An 18,709-nucleotide genomic window follows, 5' to 3' on the forward strand; every position below is an offset into this window, starting at 1 on the left:
ATCGAGGCCGCGCTCGCGGTCGCCGCGCGCGTCGCCGCCGCGCCGAACCTGCGGCTCGCGGGCGTGGCCGGATACGAGGGCTCGGTGACATCCGGGACCGACGCGGCCGCTGTCGCGGCCGTCGACGACTACCTCGGCGACCTCGCGACCCTGTTCGCGGCCTTGGACTTCGAGACCGACCGCCCCGTCGTCAGCGCCGGCGGCAGCGCCTACTTCGACCGCGTCGCCGCCGTCCTCGGCCCGCTCGCGGGCCGGGCCGAGGTGCTCCTGCGCTCCGGCTCCTACCTCGTCCACGACCACGGCTTCTACGCCCGCATGACCCCGACCGCGCGCGGCGGCGACGGGCCGAAACTGCGCCCCGCCCTCGAAGGACGCTCGCAGGTCCTCTCACGGCCCGAGCCCGGACTGGCGATCCTCGACGGCGGCCGACGCGACTTCCCCTACGACCAGGACCTGCCGATTCCATTGGGTTGCAATGATGGCGCCGGGCGGGAAAAGCCTTTGGATCTCGGGGGTGCCCAGTGCCCGCAGATCTCCGACCAGCACCTCTTCCTCACCGGGGCACCCGAGGGCCTAGAGGTCGGCGACGTCGTGCGGCTCGGCCTCTCGCACCCGTGCACGAGCTTCGACAAGTGGCGGCTGCTCCCGGTCGTCGACGAGGAGACCGGCCGCGTGGTCGACGCGGTCCGGACCTTCTTCTAACGCCCCCAGCGCTTCCCGGATCGCCTCGACCGCGGGGCGGTTGCCCGGCAGCCACGGGACCGAGTCGATCTCCTCGGGCAGGAGCCAGCGCAGCTCGGCGTGCTCCTTCGCGTGCGGCTCGCCGCTTTCGAGGTCGGCGTAGTAGACCCGCAGGAGGAACCGGCCGCCGCCGGTGGCGAGGTCGCCGATGACTCGCTCGCCGACCGCGATCTCGACGCCGAGCTCCTCGCGGCACTCGCGCCGCAGCGCCTCGGGCTCGGTCTCGCCCGGTTCGAGCTTGCCGCCGGGGAACTCCCACAGGCCGGCCAGCTCGGGCGGGTAGGCGCGGGCGGCGGCCAGGACCGCGCGGCCGGAGCGGATCGCGGCGGCGACGACGACACGGGGTTCGGCAGGGCGCTCTTCGCTGCGTGCTTCGCTCACCGGCCGGAGTCTAGGGCCCGGCACGCGGATCGGGGCAAGGCGGTGCCGGAGTCTTCTCGGTGCCCGCGGGCCCACTGGAACCGCGGTGGTGCTGCCAGGTCTCGGCGGCATGGCGAGCGGCCGGCCCCGGGCATGCCGCCGGGGTGAGCGGCGTCTGGGAAAGGGCCCCCCGTTTCGAAGCTAGCGCGGGGTACCTGAAGGGGAGCTGAAGCGGCTGGTGCGCCTGTTGCCGTGTTGAAGGCGTTTCGTTATCTTTCGCGCGATCGATAACGATGCGTGAGCACTAGTGAGCATCCTGTTGTTCATACGTTCGGATGATGTTGCATGGCCCGGGTGGTCAGGAATCGTGTCCATCGGCACAAAACCAGGCAAGAACCGTCCTGGGAAGTCACGTATTCCCGGTTAATCCCATTTGCCGCCCTGGACAGAAGCTGAACGACGGGGAAGACTCGGTTCAGAAATGATAAAGATCCGGCGACAATTCAGACACGAACGCCCCTCGTGACTGCCGGGTCGCTGTCAGACCAACCTTACTGATCGGTCGCAGCCCTGCCTCGGCAGGGCGCAGCTCTGCTGGATGCGGCACTTCGGAACGGCGACATGGATGGCGACGGTGCCATGGGGAGAACGGAGCAAGACGACAACGTGCTGCTGGACGCATTGAGGGAACTCAACGGTTGGGTAGCGGACGACGGCCGCCTCTCGCGGTCGCTGCCGCTCGACGACTCCCAGCACGCCGAGCTCGCGGAGCAGATCAAGATCTTCTCGGACACGCTCGGCGTCCGCCCCGACGTGCGGCGGACCGACGAGGCCACGCTCATCGTGCTCGCGCGCGAAGGCGGATTCAGCCTCACCGACGTGACCTTCGCCGGACGCGTCGAGACCGCCTACATCACCATCGCGGGGGACCTCGCGACCGAGGAGACCCACCTCTCCAAAGGCCGCTTCCGCTGGCTCAGGCGCGGCGAATAGCCCCCGAGCCGGCAACGGCCCCGTGATGGACAGTGCCACAGCAGTGGCACCGGACAGGCGGCGCAAAGCAAGGCGGACCGCCGGGAACCCCACCTCCCGGCGATCCGCCGAACACGCGGAAGGCCCGCACCCGGTGCGGGCCTTTTCGCTTGCGCGGCAGCGGATGCCGCGAGTCAGACGTTGAAGCGGAACTCCACCACGTCGCCGTCGGCCATGACGTAGTCCTTGCCCTCCATGCGCACCTTGCCCGCGGCCTTGGCCGCCTGCATCGTGCCGGCCTCGACCAGGTCGCCGAACGACACGATCTCGGCCTTGATGAAGCCGCGCTGGAAGTCGGTGTGGATCTCCCCGGCCGCCTCGGGAGCGGTCGCGCCCTGCTTGATCGTCCAGGCGCGCGTCTCCTTCGGGCCCGCCGTCAGGTACGTCTGGAGCCCCAGCGTCTCGAACCCGACGCTCGCGAGCCGGTCGAGGCCCGGCTCGGTCTGCCCCGTCGACTCCAGCAGCTCGCGCGCCTCCGCCTCGTCGAGGTCGATGAGCTCGGACTCGAACTTCGCGTCGAGCACCACCGCCTGCGCCGGGGCCACCAGCGCCCGCAGCTTCGCCGCGAGGGCCTCGTCCGAGACCTGGTCCTCGTCGACGTTGAACACGTAGATGAACGGCTTGGCCGTCAGCAGGTGCAGGTCGTACAGCAGCTCGGTGTCGAGCCCGGCCGCGAAGACCGTCTTCCCGCCGTTGAGGACCTCCTGCGCGGTCTGGACGGCCTCCAGCTTGGCCCGCGCGTCCTTGTTCATGCGCGCCTCGCGCTCCAGGCGCTTGAGGGCGTTCTCGACCGTCTGGAGGTCGGCGAGGATCAGCTCGGTGTTGATCGTCTCGATGTCGTCGACCGGGGAGACCTTGCCGTCGACGTGGGTGACGTTGCCGTCCTCGAAGACCCGCACGACCTGCGCGATCGCCGAGGTCTCGCGGATGTTCGACAGGAACTGATTGCCCTTGCCCGCGCCCTCCGAAGCGCCCTTGACCAGCCCCGCGATGTCGACGAACGTGACCGTCGCGGGCAGGATCTTCTCGGAGTCGTAGATCTCGGCCAGCTTCGGCAGCCGGTCGTCCGGGACGGCGACGACGCCGACGTTCGGCTCGATCGTCGCGAACGGGTAGTTCGCCGCGAGGATGTCCGAGCGGGTCAGCGCGTTGAACAGCGTGCTCTTGCCGACGTTGGGCAGGCCGACGATACCGATGCTGAGTTTCACCCGTTCAATTTAACGAGGTCAGGGACGTCAGTGATACGGGGAGTCCTGCGGGCGCAGCCGAACCACAGTCAGCCGGTGCGGACCCGAGGGTTTCTTTGAAGTCGGTGACCGTTGTCACAGACTATTTCGAATAGGCGCCGCAACGCGGGACTGATTCGATCGTTAGTTCGAGAAAGGAGGGCTGGCAGGGACCGGCATGGCGTGGGAGGTAGGGATGGGCAAGCTTGAAACCCGAAAGGCACGATTTCGTTACCGGCTCCGCCTGTCCGGCAGCGCCCTGGAGGTGTTGACGGCTGAATGGGACCGTTGTCGTTGGGTATGGAACGAGTGCGTCGCCACGGCTCTCGCCGCATATCAGGCCGGGGAGGAGTGCGGGCCCGCGCGGTTGGATCGCAAACTCACCGGTTGGCGTGCAGCGCATGAATGGCTGCGAGATGGTTCTTCGGTCGCCCAGCAGCAAGCCGTTCGCAGCTTCGGCATCGCACGGGCCGCGGCTCTCAAGGACATCAAGAACCGGGTTCCGATCGGCCGTCGTCATGGACTTCCCCGATTCAAGTGCAAGAGTCGGGTTCGTCCGTCTCTCAACTACACCCGTCGAGGCTTTCGTCTCAAAGATGATCGGCTTCTGCTTGCGGGCGGCATCGCACTCACGGTGGTCTGGTCGCGGCCCCTGCCACAAGAACCTTCGAGCGTGCGTATCTATCAGGACAGCCTCGGCCACTGGTATGCGTCATTCGTGATCCCCGGATCTGCGGAACCGTTGCCAGCGACCGGCAGGGCGGTGGGAATCGACTGGGGAGTCAAGGTGCTGGCTACTGCGAGTGCAGACGGCCATGATCTCTCCCACCCCGCCCATGGGAAGCGGATTGAAGCGGAAGTTGCGCGTCGGCGGCGCTCCATGGCGCGCCGAAGGCCGGACTCAGGCGACGGGTGTTCAAAGGGATATCTAGCGGCTCGGCATCTTATGGCAAAGGCGTACAAGAAGGCGGCTCGCCAGCGCCAGGAGACTGCGAGAAAATGGGCGAAGCGGCTGGTCCGGGAGTTCGACCAGATCGCAGTCGAAGACTTCCGGCCGAAATTCATGTTCAAGTCGACTATGGCGCGCAAAGCTTCGGATGCGGCAATCGCGGCAACGAAGCGAGAGCTCATCGCTATGGCTCGCAAACACGGTAGAGACCTCCAGTTGGTCAACCCCGCGCACACGACGACCGATTGCGCGCAGTGCGGAGCGAGAACCAAGACCGCACTGCCGTTGTCAGAGCGGACTTACAGTTGCGGAAGCTGCGGGCATCGCGGACCGAGGGACAAGAACTCGGCGATGGTCATGCTCGTTCGGGCTGGTTTCAACCCGACCGGTGTTGAGAGCACAAGACCTGATCGATCGCCGGTCGATCAGGCTGCTTGAGTCGGGAACCTTCGCTTGAACTGAGCGGAGGGGATTCAAGAGAGTCGATTCTAGAAGAGCTGGGGGAGCTGGTCGCCGGGCCGGTGTGGGGACCAGACGCCCAGGATTTTCTAAGCGACGAGGAGGCCGATCCCCAGCGTCAGGGTCCCCGCCGCGAGGCTCGCCGCGCCCGCGTAGAGGACGACGATCGCCTTGTTCGGTTCGGTGCGGCCCTTGCCCGCCATCGAGGCGAAGAACCCGCCCGACATGAGGATCGCGGCGAGCGGGATCCCGGCCCGGGCGACCCAGCCCCAGAACCCGTCCAGGCCCGTCGCGTCGGCCAGGACCAGCCCGACGAGGCTGAAGATGACCAGGACGCCGGCGTGGGCGTGCCCGGCGCGGGAGAAGGACTTCTGGAACTCGGTGAAGGGCACCTTGCCGCTGGCGATCCGGACCAGGAAGGTGCCGCCGAACTCGATGGTGACGACGGTGAGCAGGACGATCCCGGCCAGCAGGCGCGAGGCGTCGCTCAGGGCGAAGGCGGATTCGAACATTGAGGGCTTCCAATCTCAAGGCGGTTCTGATCTTGAAGATACGCAGCTGTCTTGACAGTGTCAAGTTTTTCCTCGGGTGACGGCCCGTGTCGTTTGACACTGTCAAGATCCGCGCTAGAGTGGTCCCCGTGACCGACCGCTACCACCACGGCGACCTCCGCCGCGCCCTCATCGACGCCGCCGTCGAGGCCGTCGGCGAGACCGGCCCGAGCGCCCTGAGCCTGCGCGCCGTCGCCAAGCGCGCCGGCGTCTCCCACGCCGCCCCGGCCCACCACTTCGGCGACAAGGCCGGCCTCCTCACCGCCGTCGCCGCCGAGGGCTTCGACCGCTTCGCCGACGCCCTCGACGCCGCCTGGGACGCCACCGGCGACTTCAAGGCCGTCGGCGCCGCCTACGTCCGCTTCGCCATCGACAACAGGGCCCACTTCGAGATCATGTTCCGACCCGAGCTCATCCACGAGGACGACCCCGACCTCCACCGCGCCGAGGCCCGCTCCCGCGCCGCGCTCCACCGCGGCGCCGGGGCCGTCGAGCCCGAGGCCGACTACAACCCCGCCGCGCTGGCCGCCTGGTCCTTCGTCCACGGCTTCGCCGGGCTCCTCATCGCGGGCAACTTCCCGCAGTCGGTCGTCGACGACCCGGAGGCGGCGTTCGCGGCCGTCGGCCGCTACCTGCGCATCGGCGAGGACTAGCCCGCCCGCGTCCCGTCCGGCTGTGGCCCCCGGCTCATTAAGTTGTGCACAACTTAGTTGTGCGCTATGGTTCTGGTCATGGACGCGACACCGAGGCTCCGCGAGCAGGCCTGCTTCGCCCTGTACACCGCCTCCCGCGCGGTGATCGGGCTCTACCGGCCCATGCTCGACCGGCTCGGGCTCACCTACCCGCAGTTCCTGGTCCTCATGGCGCTGTGGGAGAGCGACGGCCTCACCGTCACCGAGCTCGGCGACGAGCTCCAGCTCGACTCCGGCACCGTCTCGCCGCTGCTCAAGCGCCTGGAGGCCGGCGGGTTCGTCGAACGCCGCCGCGAATCCGACGACGAGCGCCGCGTCACCGTCCACCTCACCGAGGCCGGCGCCGCCCTCGAAAGCCGCGGCTGCGAGATCACGCAGGTCGTCGGCGAGGCCTCCGGCATGTCGTACGGGGAGCTGATCGCCTTGCGCGACAAGCTCAACGAGTTCACCGCGGCCATCCACGACCGCCAATCCACCACCGAGTAAGGGGAAACCACATGGAACCGCTCTACGTCGCGCACGCCGTGTCCTCCGGCGAGGGCCGCAACGGCCGCGTCGCCACCGACGACGGCATCATCGACCTCGACCTCGCCATCCAGAAGGAGCTCGGCGGCCCCGGAGGCAAGGCCAACCCCGAGCAGCTCTTCGCCGCCGGGTACGCCGCCTGCTTCCACAGCGCGCTCCAGATGATCGCCCGCCAGGCCAAGGTCGACCTCGGCGCCTCCAGCGTCGAGGCGAGCGTCGGGATCGGCAAGGAGGGCGAGGGCTTCGGCCTCAACGCCATCCTCGAAGTCTCGACCCCGGGCGCGATCCGCGACGTGGCCGAGGGCCTGGTGGAGAAGGCCCACATGGTGTGCCCGTACTCCAACGCCACCCGCGGCAACATCTCCGTCGAGATCGACCTCGTCCAGGCCGCCGACGACTAGGCATCGCATGTGACGAGGGCCCGGCACCGCGGAAGCGGTGCCGGGCCCTCGAACGTGAACGGGGCGTGTCTCGGCGGTTCTGTGCAAAACGGACATTCGCAGCACCCCTGACAACAACCCTGCCGCAGGGGTCCGACAATCCGGCTAAGCGGGCTTCTTGTCCTTGCGGAAGATCTTGCGGCCCAGCCACACCAGGGGGTCGTAGCGGTCGCCGGCGACGCGCTCCTTCATCGGGATGATCGCGTTGTCGGTGATCTTGATGTGCTCGGGGCACACCTCCGTGCAGCACTTGGTGATGTTGCAGTACCCCAGGCCCTGCTCGTCCTGCGCCGCCTCGCGCCGGTCGTCGCGGGCGTCGAGCGGGTGCATGTCGAGCTCGGCCGCGCGGATGAACAGGCGCGGGCCCGAGAACGGCGGCTTGTTCTCCTCGTGGTCGCGCACCACGTGGCAGGTGTTCTGGCACAGGAAGCACTCGATGCACTTGCGGAACTCCTGGCTGCGCTCCACGTCGACCTGCTGCATCCGGTACTCGCCCGGCTTCAGGTCCGCCGGGGGCGCGAACGCCGGCATCTGCCGGGCCTTCTCGTAGTTGAACGAGACGTCGGTGACCAGGTCGCGCACCACCGGGAACGTCCGCAGCGGCGTGATCGTCACCGGCTCGCCCTCCGCGAACAGGTTCATGCGGGTCATGCACATCAGCCGCGGCATCCCGTTCACCTCCGCCGAGCACGAACCGCACTTGCCCGCCTTGCAATTCCAGCGCACCGCCAGGTCCGGGGCCTGCTCGGCCTGGATGCGGTGGACGACGTCGAGGACGACCTCGCCCTCGTTGACGGCGACGTCGAACTCGGCGAAGTCGCCGCCCTCCGCGTCGCCGCGCCACACCCGGAACGTCCTCGTGCTCATCAGGCGTCCTCCGCTTCCGTCGACCGGTATTCCTCGGGGGTCATGTACTTGGCCAGCTCACTGGTGTCGAAGAGCCCCAGCAGCTCCGGCGTCATCGACGGCACGTCCTGGCGCGCCAGCGCCAGCTCCCCGCCGTCCAACGTGGCCACCAGGTTGATGCGGCGCCACTCGGGGTCCATGCCCGGGGCGTCCTCGCGGGTGTGCCCGCCGCGCGACTCGTCGCGCTCCAGGGCGGCCTTCGCGGTCGCGACCGAGCAGACGTACATGTTCCGCAGGTCGAGGGCGAGGTGCCAGCCGGGGTTGTAGGCGCGTCCGCCGACGGCGGTCACGTTCTCGATGCGCGGGCGCAGGGCCTCCAGTTCGGTGAGGGCCTCTTCGAGCTCCCCGGCCTTGCGGATGATCCCGACGAGGCGGCCGTTGATCGCCTGGAGCGCGGCCTGGAGCTCGTACGGGTTCTCGCCGTCGTTCGCGAAGGGCCGCAGGGCGTCCGCTTGGGCGGCGGCGATCTCGTCGTCGCTGAGCTTCGGTGGTTCGGTCGCGGTGGCGTGCTCGGCGGCGAACTCGCCGGCCCGCTTGCCGAAGACGAGGAGGTCGGAGAGGGAGTTCCCGCCGAGGCGGTTGGAGCCGTGCATGCCGCCGGAGACCTCGCCGGCCGCGTACAGGCCGGTGACCGAGGACGCGGCGGTCTCGGCGTCGACTTCGATGCCGCCCATGATGTAGTGGCAGGTCGGGCCCACCTCCATGGGTTCGGCGGTGATGTCGACGTCGGCGAGCTCCTTGAACTGGTGGTACATCGAGGGGAGGCGCTCGGTGATGTACTCGGCGCTGCGGCGCGAGGCGATGTCGAGGTAGACGCCGCCGTGCTCGGTGCCCCTGCCCGCCTTGACCTCCGAGTTGATGGCCCGCGCGACCTCGTCGCGGGGGAGCAGCTCGGGGGGCCGGCGGTTGGTGTCGGGGTCGGTGTACCAGCGGTCGGCCTCGTCGGGGTTGTCGGCGTACTGCGCCTTGAACACCTCGGGGATGTAGTTGAACATGAAGCGTTCGCCGTCGGAGTTCTTGAGGACGCCGCCGTCGCCGCGGACGGACTCGGTGACGAGGATGCCGCGCACCGATGGCGGCCAGACCATCCCGGTGGGGTGGAACTGGATGAACTCCATGTTGATGAGGCTGGCGCCGGCGCGGAGCGCGAGCGCGTGGCCGTCGCCGGTGTACTCCCACGAGTTCGAGGTGACCTTGAAGGAGCGGCCGATGCCGCCGGTGGCGAGGACGATCGCGGGCGCGGCGATGGCCATGAAGCGGCCCGTGCCGCGCCGGTACCCGAAGGCGCCCTTGACGGCCCCGTTCTCGACGAACAGCTCGGTGATCGTGGTTTCGTCGATGACCTGGAGCTTCTCGGCGGGTTCGCCGGCTTCTTCGTCGTCCTGCTGGAGGGAGACGAGCTTCTGCTGGAGGGTGCGGATGAGTTCGAGGCCGGTGCGGTCGCCGACGTGGGCGAGGCGCGGGTACTCGTGGCCGCCGAAGTTGCGCTGGCTGATCTTGCCGTCGGCGGTGCGGTCGAACAGGGCGCCGTAGGTCTCCAGCTCCCAGATCCGGTCGGGCGCCTCCTGGGCGTGGAGTTCGGCCATCCGGTAGTTGTTGAGGAACTTGCCGCCGCGCATGGTGTCGCGGAAGTGGACCTGCCAGTTGTCGTTGGCGTTGACGTTGCCCATGGCGGCGGCGGCGCCGCCTTCGGCCATGACGGTGTGCGCCTTGCCGAACAGGGACTTGGAGATGACGATGACGGTCTTGCCGGCGAGGCGCGCCTCGACCGCGGCGCGGAGCCCGGCGCCGCCGGCGCCGATGACGAGGACGTCGCAGGCGAGGTGCTCGACCTCAGTGTGGTTGTCGCTCATGCTCTTTTCCCTTTACCCGATGAACCGGAGGTCGGTGATCCAGCCGGCGGCGACGGCCATGACGTAGAAGTCGGTGAGCGCCAGGGACGCCAGCGTGATCCAGGCCCACATCATGTGGCGGGCGTTGAGCGCGCTGGAGACCGTCCAGAACCGGTACCGGACCGGGTGTTTCGAGAAGTGCTTGAGGCGCCCGCCCATGACGTGGCGGCACGAGTGGCATCCGAGCGTGTAGCACCACAGGAGGACCACGTTGGCCCACAGGACGAGGTTGCCGAGGCCGAGGCCGAAGCCGTCGGGGGAGTGCATGGCGAGCACGGCGTCCCAGGTGTTGATGACCGAGATGATCGCGGCGGCGTAGAAGAAGTACCGGTGGAAGTTCTGCATGATGAGCGGGAAGCGGGTCTCGCCGGTGTACTTGGCGTGCCCGTCGGGGACGGCGCACGCGGGCGGCGAGAGCCAGAACGACCGGTAGTAGGCCTTGCGGTAGTAGTAGCAGGTGAGCCGGAACGCCAGCAGGAACGGCAGGCTCAAGGCGGCGTAGGGGATGAGCGGGTGGTCCGGGAGGAACCGTCCGAAGTGGGCGGACTCGGGGACGCAGGCCACCGAGACGCACGGGGAGTAGAACGGGGTCAGGTAGTGGTAGTCGGCGACCCAGTAGTCGCCTTGGTAGAAGACCCGGAAGGTCGCGTAGGCGACCCAGGCGGTGATGCCGAGAACCGTCAGGATCGGGCCCCGCCGCCAGTTGTCGATCCGCAGGTTCCTCGCCTTGACGGCGGCCCGGGGCGGCGACGAGACGGCACTGTCTTCGGTCGTGGTCATCAGCGCAGGATATCCCTGAACCTGTGACGTAAGTCCATGGGGTACATCACAATTACGAGCTTTTCTCTTACTGGGACTGTAGATTGCAAAGTTTCTCCTGAGTCCTCACAGTGCCTTCTGGGGCGCGAGTGGCACCGCCCCGCCGTTAGGCTTGGGCCCATGAGCGCACGCGGGATCCTGTTCGTCCACGCCCACCCCGACGACGAGACCGTCTCCACCGGGTCCACCCTCGCCCACTACGCCGCCCGCCCCGACGTCCACGTCACCGTCGTCACCTGCACCCTCGGCGAGGAGGGCGAGATCCGCGTCCCCCACCTCGCGCAGCTCGCCGCCGACCAGGCCGACCAGCTCGGCGGCTACCGCTACTGGGAGTACCGGAACGCCGTCGCCGCCCTCGGCGTCACCGACACCCACTTCCTCGGCGGCGTCGGGCGCTGGAGGGACTCCGGGATGATGGGCCTGCCCGCGAACGGCCACCCGCGCGCGTTCTGGGGCGCCGACGTCGACGAGGCCGCCGCCGACCTCGTCGCGGTCCTGCGCGACCGCCGCCCCGACGTCCTCGTCACCTACGACCCCGACGGCTTCTACGGCCACCCCGACCACATCCAGGCCCACCGCGTCGCCATGCGCGCCGCCGACCTCGCCGCCGACCCCGGCCACGGCGCCGGCGAGGCCCACGACGTCCGCAAGATCTACTGGACGACCATCCCCCGCGCCGTCATCAAAGCCCAGTTCGCGGCCTTCGCCGGCGCCAGCGACAACCCCTTCGCAGGCGCCGCCTCCGTCGACGACCTCCCCTTCGGGTCCCCCGACCACGAGATCGACGCCTGCATCACCGCCGGCCCCCGCGCCGCCGAGCAGAAGCGGGCCGCCATGGCCGCCCACGCCACCCAGATCGCCCCCGGCGACTGGCTCGACCTCCTCGGCGACAAGCTCGGTGACGACGCTGCCGCCGCCGAGTACTACCGCCTCGTCAAAGGCGAGCGCGGCCCCGGCGAGGGACCCCACGGCTGGGAGTCCGACCTCCTCGCCTGACGGTTGGCCGCAACCGGACCGGGGTATCCACCCCGGACCATGAACGACTTCCTCGCACAACTCGGGCCCGTCGCCCTCGCACTGGTCCTCGGCATCATCGTCGGCGCCGAACGCGAATGGCAGGGCAAACCCGCCGGCATGCGCACCCACGCGCTCATCGCCGTCGGCGCCGCCCTCTTCGTCCTCGTCGGCCGCTACGGCTTCGGCGGCATCGAGCCCGGCACCCCCGGCGTCGACCCCGCGCGCATCGCCGCCCAGGTCGTCACCGGCGTCGGCTTCCTCGGCGCGGGCGTCATCTTCTTCCACCGCAACCTCGTCTACGGCATGACCACGGCCGCCTCGATCTGGTCGGTCACCGCGATCGCCGTCGCCTGCGCCGCCGGGCTCTACTGGATCGCCGTCGTCGTCGCCGCGATGCACCTGCTCGTCGTCGCCGGACTCGCCCCGGTCGAGGACTGGATCGCCCGCCACGTGCGCGCGAACGAGCCCAAGAAACCGGGCGACGGCGGGGATTGAGGAATGAAGGGGGACTGGGCGCCCCCGGCAGGATTCGAACCTGCGACCATCGGATTAGAAGTCCGGTGCTCTATCCAGCTGAGCTACGGAGGCACGGCGGGGACGCACACGGCGCCGCGCCAGCGCAAGAATACCCGGCCTGCGGGGTGCGCGGGGGACGGGGAGCCGGGATGCGGGCACGGATACGGGGCGTCGCGAGAACACCCCAAACGATTCTCTACGACGCCCCGGAATTGCTGACCCACATCAATGAGTAGTCCTTGAGCGCTCAAGTGTCAAGCGGCGCGCGGCGTGTTGACGCTGATTCGTTATCTTGCCCTAAGTGGGCGGCAATGCCCGCTATGCCTCCCGACTGGTTGCGGCCCTAATGGACAGGCGGGGTGAAATCAGGCACGTACCGGACGTGCACGCAGCGTGAGGCACCGGACCGCCGAAGGCCCGCCCCGGATTCGCGAAACGCCGCCGCTGGCGCCGCCGTGCCACACTTGGGCCAGAGCCGACTGTGAGGAGCGGGCATGAGCGACGAACGGCCACCGGCCGAAGACGCCCCGAACGAGGTGCGCGAGACCACTCGCGAACCGGTCATCCTGCGCGGCATATCGACCCGGGCCTGGGAGCACCCCGCCGACCGCGGCGCCCTCGTCGCCCTGCGCGAACTGCGCGGCTTCGACATCGTCCTGCGCAAGCTCTCGGGCGTCATCTCCGAGCGCGCCCTGCGCCTGAGCTACCTGGGCTCCTCGATCAAGGTCGACCGCCACCAGTACGCCCGCGTCCACGACGCCTACCTGTCGGTCGCCGCCGTCCTCGACGCGACCGACCTCCCCGACCTCTACATCACCCGCAACCCCGACCTCGGCGGCATGTGCATCGGCATCGACAAGCCGATGATCGTCATCAACTCCGGGTCCCTCGACCTCCTCGACGAGACCGAACTGCGGTTCCTCCTCGCCCACGAGCTCGGCCACGCCCTCTCCGGGCACGGCCTCTACCGGACCCTCCTCATGGTCCTGCTGCGCCTGACCACCTCCGTCGCATGGATTCCCGTCGGCGTCGTCGGCCTGCGGGTCATCACCGCCGCGCTCTACGAGTGGAGCCGCAAGTCCGAGCTGTCGGCCGACCGCGCCGGCGCGCTGGCCGTCCAGGACCCGGCCGCGGCGATCCGCGTCATGGCGAAGATGGCCGGCGGCGGCGACCTCAGCGACGTCGACACCGCGGCGTTCCTGGAGCAGGCCAAGGAGTTCGAGACCGGCGGCGACCTGCGCGACAGCTTCCTCAAACTGCTGCTGCTGGAGACGCGCAGCCACGACTTCGCGGTCGCCCGCGCCGCCGCGATCAAGACGTGGATCGACGAGGGCGAGTACCGCGAGTACCTCGCCGGGGCCTACCCGCGGCGCGAGGGCGACGGCGACGCCTCGATCACCGCCGAGGCCAAGGCCGCCGCGAAGTCCTACAAGGACCTGTTCGAGAACTCGGGCGACCCGCTCGCGAAGCTCCTGCGCAAGTTCCGCGACCGGCCGTAGCGACAACGGAAACGGGCCCGGTGCCGCGGCGCAGCTTGCAAGCCGCGCCATGTGTACAGCCGACCGGGCCCGTTCTCATTTCCTCTAGCGCTTGAGCTTCTCCAGCAGGAGCGCCTCGGCCGTGCAGACCCGCTCGAACATCTTGATGTCGAGGGACTCGTTGGGGCCGTGCGGGTTCGAGTACTGGTCCTCGACGCCCGTCACCAGGATCGCGGCCTCCGGGTACAGCTCCTGGAACGTCGCGATCATCGGGATCGAGCCGCCGATGCCGATCTCGACCGGCTCGGTGCCGTCCCACGCCTCCGCGAACGCCTCGCGCGCCGCGTCGAACGACGGCCCGGTCGCGTCGATCGCGCACGGGTCGCCAAGTCCCCCTTCGGGAGTGACGGTGACCTGCGCGCCCCACGGGGCGTTCGCCTCGAAGTGCGCGCGCACCGCCTTGAGGGCGCTCTCGGCCGAGTCGCCGGGGGCGAGGCGGAACGAGACCTTCGCGCGCGCCGTCGGCTGGAGCGCGTTCGCCGACTCCGCCGCGCCCGGCGCGTCGATGCCGAGCACGGTCGCCGTCGGCTTGGTCCACAGGCGCTCGGTGAGGCGCCCGGTTCCGATGAACTCGGTGCCCGGCAGCAGCCCTGCCTCGTGGCGCAGCGCCGCCTCGTCGTAGTCCAGCGCCGCGGACGGGCCCGAGACCAGGCCCTCGACCGCGACGTCGCCGGCGTCGTCGTGCATGGTCGCCACCAGCCGCGCGAGCGCGGTCAGCGCGTCCGGGACCGGGCCGCCGAACACGCCCGAGTGCACCGCGACCTTGAGCAGCGCGACCTCGACGTACACGTTGATGACCCCGCGCAGCGTCGTCGTCAGCGCCGGGACCTCGGTCTTCCAGTTCGTAGAGTCGGCGATGACCACGACGTCGGCGGCCAGCAGGTCCTGGTGCTCGCGGAGGAGCCCTTCGAGGGTGGGGGAGCCGAACTCCTCCTCGCCCTCGATGAGGAGCTTCACGCCCACCGGCGGCCTCCCGCCGAAGGCCCGCAGCGCGGCGACGTGCGCCATCACCCCGGCCTTGTCGTCGGCGACGCCGCGGCCGTACAGCCGCCCGTCCTTCTCGACCACGGTGAACGGGTCGTCCTGCTCCCACTTGGCGAGGTCGCCGACCGGCTGCACGTCCTGGTGCGCGTACAGCAGCACCGTCGGCTGGCCCGCGGGCGCGGGGAAGTGCGCGTACACGCTCGGCTGCCCGCCGCCGTGCGCGAGCTGGCGCGTCTCGGCCGCGCCGGCCTCGTCGAGGAGTCGCTGGACGGCGTTCGCGCCCTGCCGGACCGGCTCGTGGTCGAGTCCGTCGAAGGCGATCGCCGGGATCTTGACGAGGGCCTCCAGATCGGCGCGGACCCCCGGGAGGGCGGCGCGCACCGCATTCACTACATCGCTCATGGGGCGCAATTCTAAGCCGGGTCTAGAGTAAGCGGCGTGTTGCAGCGATACCGGTTCGTGTTCACGCCCCGCTGGGTCCTCCTGACGCTCGCGGGCGTGGTCGTGATGGTCGTCTGCGCCCTGCTCTCGCAGTGGCAGTGGGGCCGGGCGGTCCAGCGCGCCGCCGCGAACGAGGTCATCGAGACCAGCCTGGAGACCGTCCCCGTCGACCGGACGCTCCCCGCGGGCGAGGCCCTCGACCCCGACGTGCGGTGGACGCTGGTCGAGGCCACCGGCGTGTACGACGCCGACCAGGAGGTCGTGCTGCGCGCCCAGACGAACGGCGGCCTCAACGGCTTCGAGATCGTCACCCCGCTGGTCCTCGCCGACGGCACCGCGCTCCTGGTCGACCGCGGCTTCGTCGCCTCCGAGAACACCGGTTCCGTCCCCGACTACCCGGCCGCCCCGACCGGCGAGGTCACCGTCACCGGCCGCGTCTACGAGTACGAGGAGGCCTCCGGCGGCGTCACCGAGGTCGACGGGCACCTGGAGTCGCGGCGCCTGAGCATCGACATGCTCGGCTCCCACTTCGACTACGACTTCCGCGCGGCGTGGGTCGCCGACATCGAGCCCGCCGAGGGCCTCACCGAGCTGGAGACGCCCTCGTTCAAGGACTGGCAGAACTACTCGTACGCCGTCCAGTGGGCGCTGTTCGCCGCCATGGTCCCCGTCGGCCTGGTCGTGCTGGTGCGCCGCGAGCGCAAGGACCTCGACGAGGCCGCGCGGGCCCCCGAGGCGGACCCGGACGCGGAACCGGCCGCCTCCGGTGCGGAAGCGGCCGATCCTCTCCAGTCCTCTTTAATCCTTGCCGTCGTACTGGATCTCCCTCGACGGCGCCTTGAAGTCGATGACCTCCTGCCCCTCCAGGGCCTCCTTGAAGATCGTCCCCACGGTCTGCTTCGACACCGTCGTGTTCGACGTCCCGACCTCGTTGAAGATGTAGTCCGGGTCGGCCATGAACGCCCCGATCGTCAGCTGCGGCGTGTAGCCGAGGAACCACGAGGTCCGGTTGTTGTCGGTCGTCCCGGACTTGCCGGCGACCGGGCGCCCCGCGAGCTTGCCGACCACCGGCGAGGTGCCCCAGGACCCGCACTGCGCGCCCTTGCGCGCGGTCTCGGTGACGCACCGGCCCGCGTCGGTCGCGGCCCGCGCCACGTCCTTGTCGAGCTCCTGGTGGCAGCGCGGCGCCGCCGCGTCCAGCTCCTGGCCCTGCGGGTCGATGATCCGCAGCGCCGGGATCGGCTCGCAGTACTCGCCCTCGGCCGCGAGCGTGTTGAACACGTTCGTCATCTCGATGGGCTGCACGTCGGACACGCCGAGCACGAACGGGCCCCAGCCCGAGCGCCGCTCCTCCGACGCGTAGTACGCGTCGCCCTCGCTGCGCCACTGGAGGCCCATCCGCTCGGCCATCTCCACGGCCTTGTCGGCCCCGACCCGGTCGATGAGCTGCGCGAAGTACGTGTTCACCGACATGCCGAAGCCCGACCACATGTCGCGGTTGCCGGCCATCGACGCCGAGCCGTTCTTCGGGCACCAGTTCCCGCCGCACGCCGTCGTCGCCGACACGAAGCTGGTCCGGACCTGGTTGGGCGAGTAGATGTCGTAGTTCAGCGGGTAGCCCGCGTCGAGCGCGGCCAGCAGCGTGAAGATCTTGAACGTCGACCCCGCCTGGTACCCGCCCTCGGCGCCCCCGCCGAGCACCGGGTTCACCGTGTTCGGGTAGTTGCCCTTGCGGTCGAAGTCCGGGTTCGAGTGCGGCCCGTTGTCGCTCTGGTCGTACGAGAACGTGCGGTTGAGCCCGAGCGCCTTTATTCGCCCCGTCCCCGGCTCCATGAGGACCGCGCCGTGCGCGAACTTCGACTCCTCGCTCTTCGCGTCGTTCACGGTGTCGTTCGCGAGCTCCTGGAGGTCCGGGTCGAGCGTCGTGATGATCGTGTACCCGCCCTGGCGCAGCTCCCGCTCCCGGTCGGCCGGGGTCGCCCCGAACGCGTCCTGCTCGCGCCACCAGCGGCGGAAGTAGTCGCAGAAGAACCCGTACTCCGAAGGCGTGCCCTCGACGCCGATGCACGAGTTCGGCGGGTCCGACACCTTCAGCTCGATCGGCAGGCCCCGCACCTCGGAGGCGTCGCCGCGCGACAGGTAGTCGATGTCGACCATCCGGTCGAGCACCCAGTTGCGGCGCGCGAGCGCGTCGGTCTGGTCCGACACGATCGGGTCGTACGCCGAGGGCGCCTGCACGAGCCCCGCGAGCGTCGCCGCCTCCTGGAGGCTCAGCTCCGACGGGTGCTTCGAGAAGTACACCTGCGCGGCCGCGAAGATCCCGTACGCGTTGTGCCCGAAGTACGCCTGGTTGAGGTAGCGCTCCAGGATCTCGTCCTTCGACAGCTGCTCCTCCACGGCCATCGCCAGGCGGGCCTCGCGGAGCTTGCGGGTCGCGGTCTGCTCGGTCGCGGCGATGACCTCGTCGATCGACTCGGCGTTGAGCTGGAGCGCGCCCCGCACGTACTGCATGGTGATCGTCGAGGCGCCCTGCTCGACGCCGCCCGAGGAGTTGTTGGCGACGAACGCGCGCACGATGCCGCGGTAGTCGACGCCGTTGTGCTGGTAGAACCGCGAGTCCTCGGCCGCGACCATCGCCTGCTGCATGACCGGCGCGACCTCGTCGAGCGAGACGTGGCGGCGGAACTCGTCGTAGAACAGGCTGATGAGCGTCTCGCCGTCCGCGGCGTACACATAGGAGGTCAGCGGCGGGTCGGTCTCGGTCACCGCGACCGAGAGCGTGTCGATCGCGTTGAACCCGGCCTTCGCACTCAGGCCGGCCATCGCCGCCAGCGGGAACAGCAGGGCCGCTATCGCGAGCCCCGCGAGGACGCTGGTACGGAGCAGGGCGTACACCCCTTCGGCGGGCGGTCCGGGTCGGTCGCTCCCGCGTGCGGACAGTCCGGGCACACGGTGCTGGCGGGGTCGATCGCGCATATATCCAGCCTAGGGCACACGGATCACGACAAGGTGAAAATCCTCACGAGCGTCGGTATCGCTTTCATTAAGGGCCAGAACGTAAACCGGACTCACATCACTCCTGGCCAGCGCGTCACGGGAGTTTCGCGTAACAGGCTCGCAATCTGCCGTTGAGGCGGTTGCGACGAAACCCGCCTACTCTTGTCGAGTTCCCATGACTCGGAGTGTTCAGAGGAGGCGCACGTGTCGGTCTACGAAGTCGGACTGCGGCTGGACGGCAGGGCCGTGCTCGTCGTCGGCGGCGGCACCATCGCCGGGCGGCGCGTCCCCCGCCTCATCGACGCCGGGGCGCGCGTTCTCGTGGTCGCCCCCGAGGTCACCACCACGCTCTCCGACCTGGCCGCCTCCGGCGAGCTCCGGTGGGAGCGGCGCGAATGGCGCTCCGGCGACGGCGACGACGCCTGGTTCGTGCTCGCCGCCACGAACGACCCGGCCGTGAACGCGGCCGTCGCCGCCGAGGCCGAAGCCCGCCGCACCTGGTGCGTCCGCAGCGACGACGCCGAGGCCTCCAGCGCCTGGACGCTCGCGCGCGCCGCCTTCGACGGCGTCAGCGTCGCCGTCTCCGCCTCCGGCGACCCCCGCCGCGCCGCCGCCGTCCGCGAC

Annotated in this window: 15 protein-coding genes, 1 tRNA gene and 4 pseudogenes; 11 read left to right on the top strand and 9 right to left on the bottom strand. The window is 69.5% G+C overall.

From position 1 onward, the window contains the following. Positions 1-702: pseudogene (locus DI269_RS28990) on the top strand (amino acid deaminase); the annotation flags it as partial. On the opposite strand, the pseudogene DI269_RS28765 reads toward DI269_RS28990, so the two are convergent. Beyond that, positions 703-1,122, bottom strand: a pseudogene (locus DI269_RS28765) ((deoxy)nucleoside triphosphate pyrophosphohydrolase); the annotation flags it as partial. 618 nt (positions 1,123-1,740) lie between these two features. Here DI269_RS28765 and DI269_RS06245 point away from each other — a divergent pair. Continuing rightward, complete coding sequence (locus tag DI269_RS06245) at positions 1,741-2,094, top strand: hypothetical protein (protein WP_198667203.1); 354 nt, start codon at positions 1,741-1,743, stop codon at positions 2,092-2,094. A 173-nt stretch (positions 2,095-2,267) separates the two neighbouring features. Here the strand turns inward: DI269_RS06245 and ychF are convergent, their stop codons facing one another. Continuing rightward, complete coding sequence (gene ychF, locus DI269_RS06250) at positions 2,268-3,341, bottom strand: redox-regulated ATPase YchF (protein WP_112134250.1); 1,074 nt, start codon at positions 3,339-3,341, stop codon at positions 2,268-2,270. Positions 3,342-3,555: 214 nt separating this feature from the next. On the opposite strand from ychF, the gene DI269_RS06255 reads away from it, so the two are divergent. Next, entirely contained in the window at positions 3,556-4,746 is a 1,191-nt protein-coding gene (locus DI269_RS06255; protein ID WP_198667204.1) for an RNA-guided endonuclease InsQ/TnpB family protein, read from the top strand. 110 nt (positions 4,747-4,856) lie between these two features. Here DI269_RS06255 and DI269_RS06260 read toward each other — a convergent pair whose 3' ends face one another. After that, positions 4,857-5,279 (bottom strand): hypothetical protein, encoded by a 423-nt coding sequence (locus DI269_RS06260; protein ID WP_112134252.1) that lies wholly within the window; start codon positions 5,277-5,279, stop codon positions 4,857-4,859. A 128-nt stretch (positions 5,280-5,407) separates the two neighbouring features. Here DI269_RS06260 and DI269_RS28580 point away from each other — a divergent pair, with 128 nt between their 5' ends. The 3 genes from DI269_RS28580 to DI269_RS06275 all read left to right on the top strand — a co-directional run bounded on the left by DI269_RS28580 (position 5,408) and on the right by DI269_RS06275 (position 6,936). After that, the gene (locus DI269_RS28580; RefSeq protein ID WP_112134253.1) at positions 5,408-5,971 is read left to right on the top strand and encodes a TetR/AcrR family transcriptional regulator; all 564 of its coding nucleotides are present in this window, start codon (positions 5,408-5,410) and stop codon (positions 5,969-5,971) included. 78 nt (positions 5,972-6,049) lie between these two features. Then, positions 6,050-6,496 (top strand): MarR family winged helix-turn-helix transcriptional regulator, encoded by a 447-nt coding sequence (locus DI269_RS28585; protein WP_112134254.1) that lies wholly within the window; start codon positions 6,050-6,052, stop codon positions 6,494-6,496. Positions 6,497-6,507: 11 nt separating this feature from the next. Then, on the top strand, positions 6,508-6,936 hold the full coding sequence (locus DI269_RS06275; RefSeq protein ID WP_112134255.1) for an organic hydroperoxide resistance protein: 429 nt from the start codon (positions 6,508-6,510) through the stop codon (positions 6,934-6,936). A gap of 150 nt (positions 6,937-7,086) precedes the next feature. Here DI269_RS06275 and DI269_RS06280 read toward each other — a convergent pair. From DI269_RS06280 to DI269_RS06290, 3 genes and pseudogenes are all read right to left on the bottom strand, one after another. After that, positions 7,087-7,842, bottom strand: a pseudogene (locus tag DI269_RS06280) (succinate dehydrogenase/fumarate reductase iron-sulfur subunit); the annotation flags it as partial. Continuing rightward, a complete protein-coding gene (locus DI269_RS06285; protein WP_112134257.1) occupies positions 7,842-9,734 on the bottom strand; it encodes a fumarate reductase/succinate dehydrogenase flavoprotein subunit in 1,893 nt (630 codons plus the stop codon). The gene DI269_RS06285 and the pseudogene DI269_RS06280, both read right to left, overlap by 1 nt. Before the next feature lie 12 nt (positions 9,735-9,746). Continuing rightward, on the bottom strand, positions 9,747-10,553 hold the full coding sequence (locus DI269_RS06290; RefSeq protein ID WP_112134258.1) for a hypothetical protein: 807 nt from the start codon (positions 10,551-10,553) through the stop codon (positions 9,747-9,749). Positions 10,554-10,712: 159 nt separating this feature from the next. On the opposite strand from DI269_RS06290, the gene mshB reads away from it, so the two are divergent. After that, positions 10,713-11,588, top strand: a complete 876-nt coding sequence (gene mshB, locus DI269_RS06295; RefSeq protein WP_112134259.1) for an N-acetyl-1-D-myo-inositol-2-amino-2-deoxy-alpha-D-glucopyranoside deacetylase — start codon at positions 10,713-10,715, stop codon at positions 11,586-11,588. Positions 11,589-11,627: 39 nt separating this feature from the next. Next, on the top strand, positions 11,628-12,104 hold the full coding sequence (locus DI269_RS06300) for an MgtC/SapB family protein (protein ID WP_112134260.1): 477 nt from the start codon (positions 11,628-11,630) through the stop codon (positions 12,102-12,104). Between the two features lie 19 nt (positions 12,105-12,123). Here the strand turns inward: DI269_RS06300 and DI269_RS06305 are convergent. Continuing rightward, positions 12,124-12,197: transfer RNA gene (locus tag DI269_RS06305), tRNA-Arg, on the bottom strand. A gap of 422 nt (positions 12,198-12,619) precedes the next feature. Between DI269_RS06305 and DI269_RS06310 the strand changes: the two genes are divergently transcribed. After that, entirely contained in the window at positions 12,620-13,624 is a 1,005-nt protein-coding gene (locus DI269_RS06310; RefSeq protein ID WP_232822649.1) for a M48 family metallopeptidase, read from the top strand. Positions 13,625-13,708: 84 nt separating this feature from the next. Here the strand turns inward: DI269_RS06310 and DI269_RS06315 are convergent, their stop codons facing one another. Continuing rightward, on the bottom strand, positions 13,709-15,049 hold the full coding sequence (locus tag DI269_RS06315) for a dipeptidase (RefSeq protein WP_112134261.1): 1,341 nt from the start codon (positions 15,047-15,049) through the stop codon (positions 13,709-13,711). Positions 15,050-15,106: 57 nt separating this feature from the next. Between DI269_RS06315 and DI269_RS28995 the strand changes: the two are divergent. Further along, a pseudogene (locus DI269_RS28995) lies at positions 15,107-15,781 on the top strand (SURF1 family cytochrome oxidase biogenesis protein); the annotation flags it as partial. Between the two features lie 105 nt (positions 15,782-15,886). Here DI269_RS28995 and DI269_RS06325 read toward each other — a convergent pair. Then, positions 15,887-18,064: a transglycosylase domain-containing protein gene (locus DI269_RS06325; RefSeq protein WP_112134262.1), complete on the bottom strand. Its 2,178-nt coding sequence runs from the start codon at positions 18,062-18,064 to the stop codon at positions 15,887-15,889. Positions 18,065-18,289: 225 nt separating this feature from the next. Between DI269_RS06325 and DI269_RS06330 the strand changes: the two genes are divergently transcribed. Beyond that, positions 18,290-18,709: precorrin-2 dehydrogenase/sirohydrochlorin ferrochelatase family protein (locus DI269_RS06330; protein ID WP_332871929.1), on the top strand; the 420-nt coding region annotated here is incomplete at its 3' end.

This window comes from Glycomyces dulcitolivorans (assembly GCF_003265355.1).
Taxonomy (GTDB): domain Bacteria; phylum Actinomycetota; class Actinomycetes; order Mycobacteriales; family Micromonosporaceae; genus Glycomyces; species Glycomyces dulcitolivorans.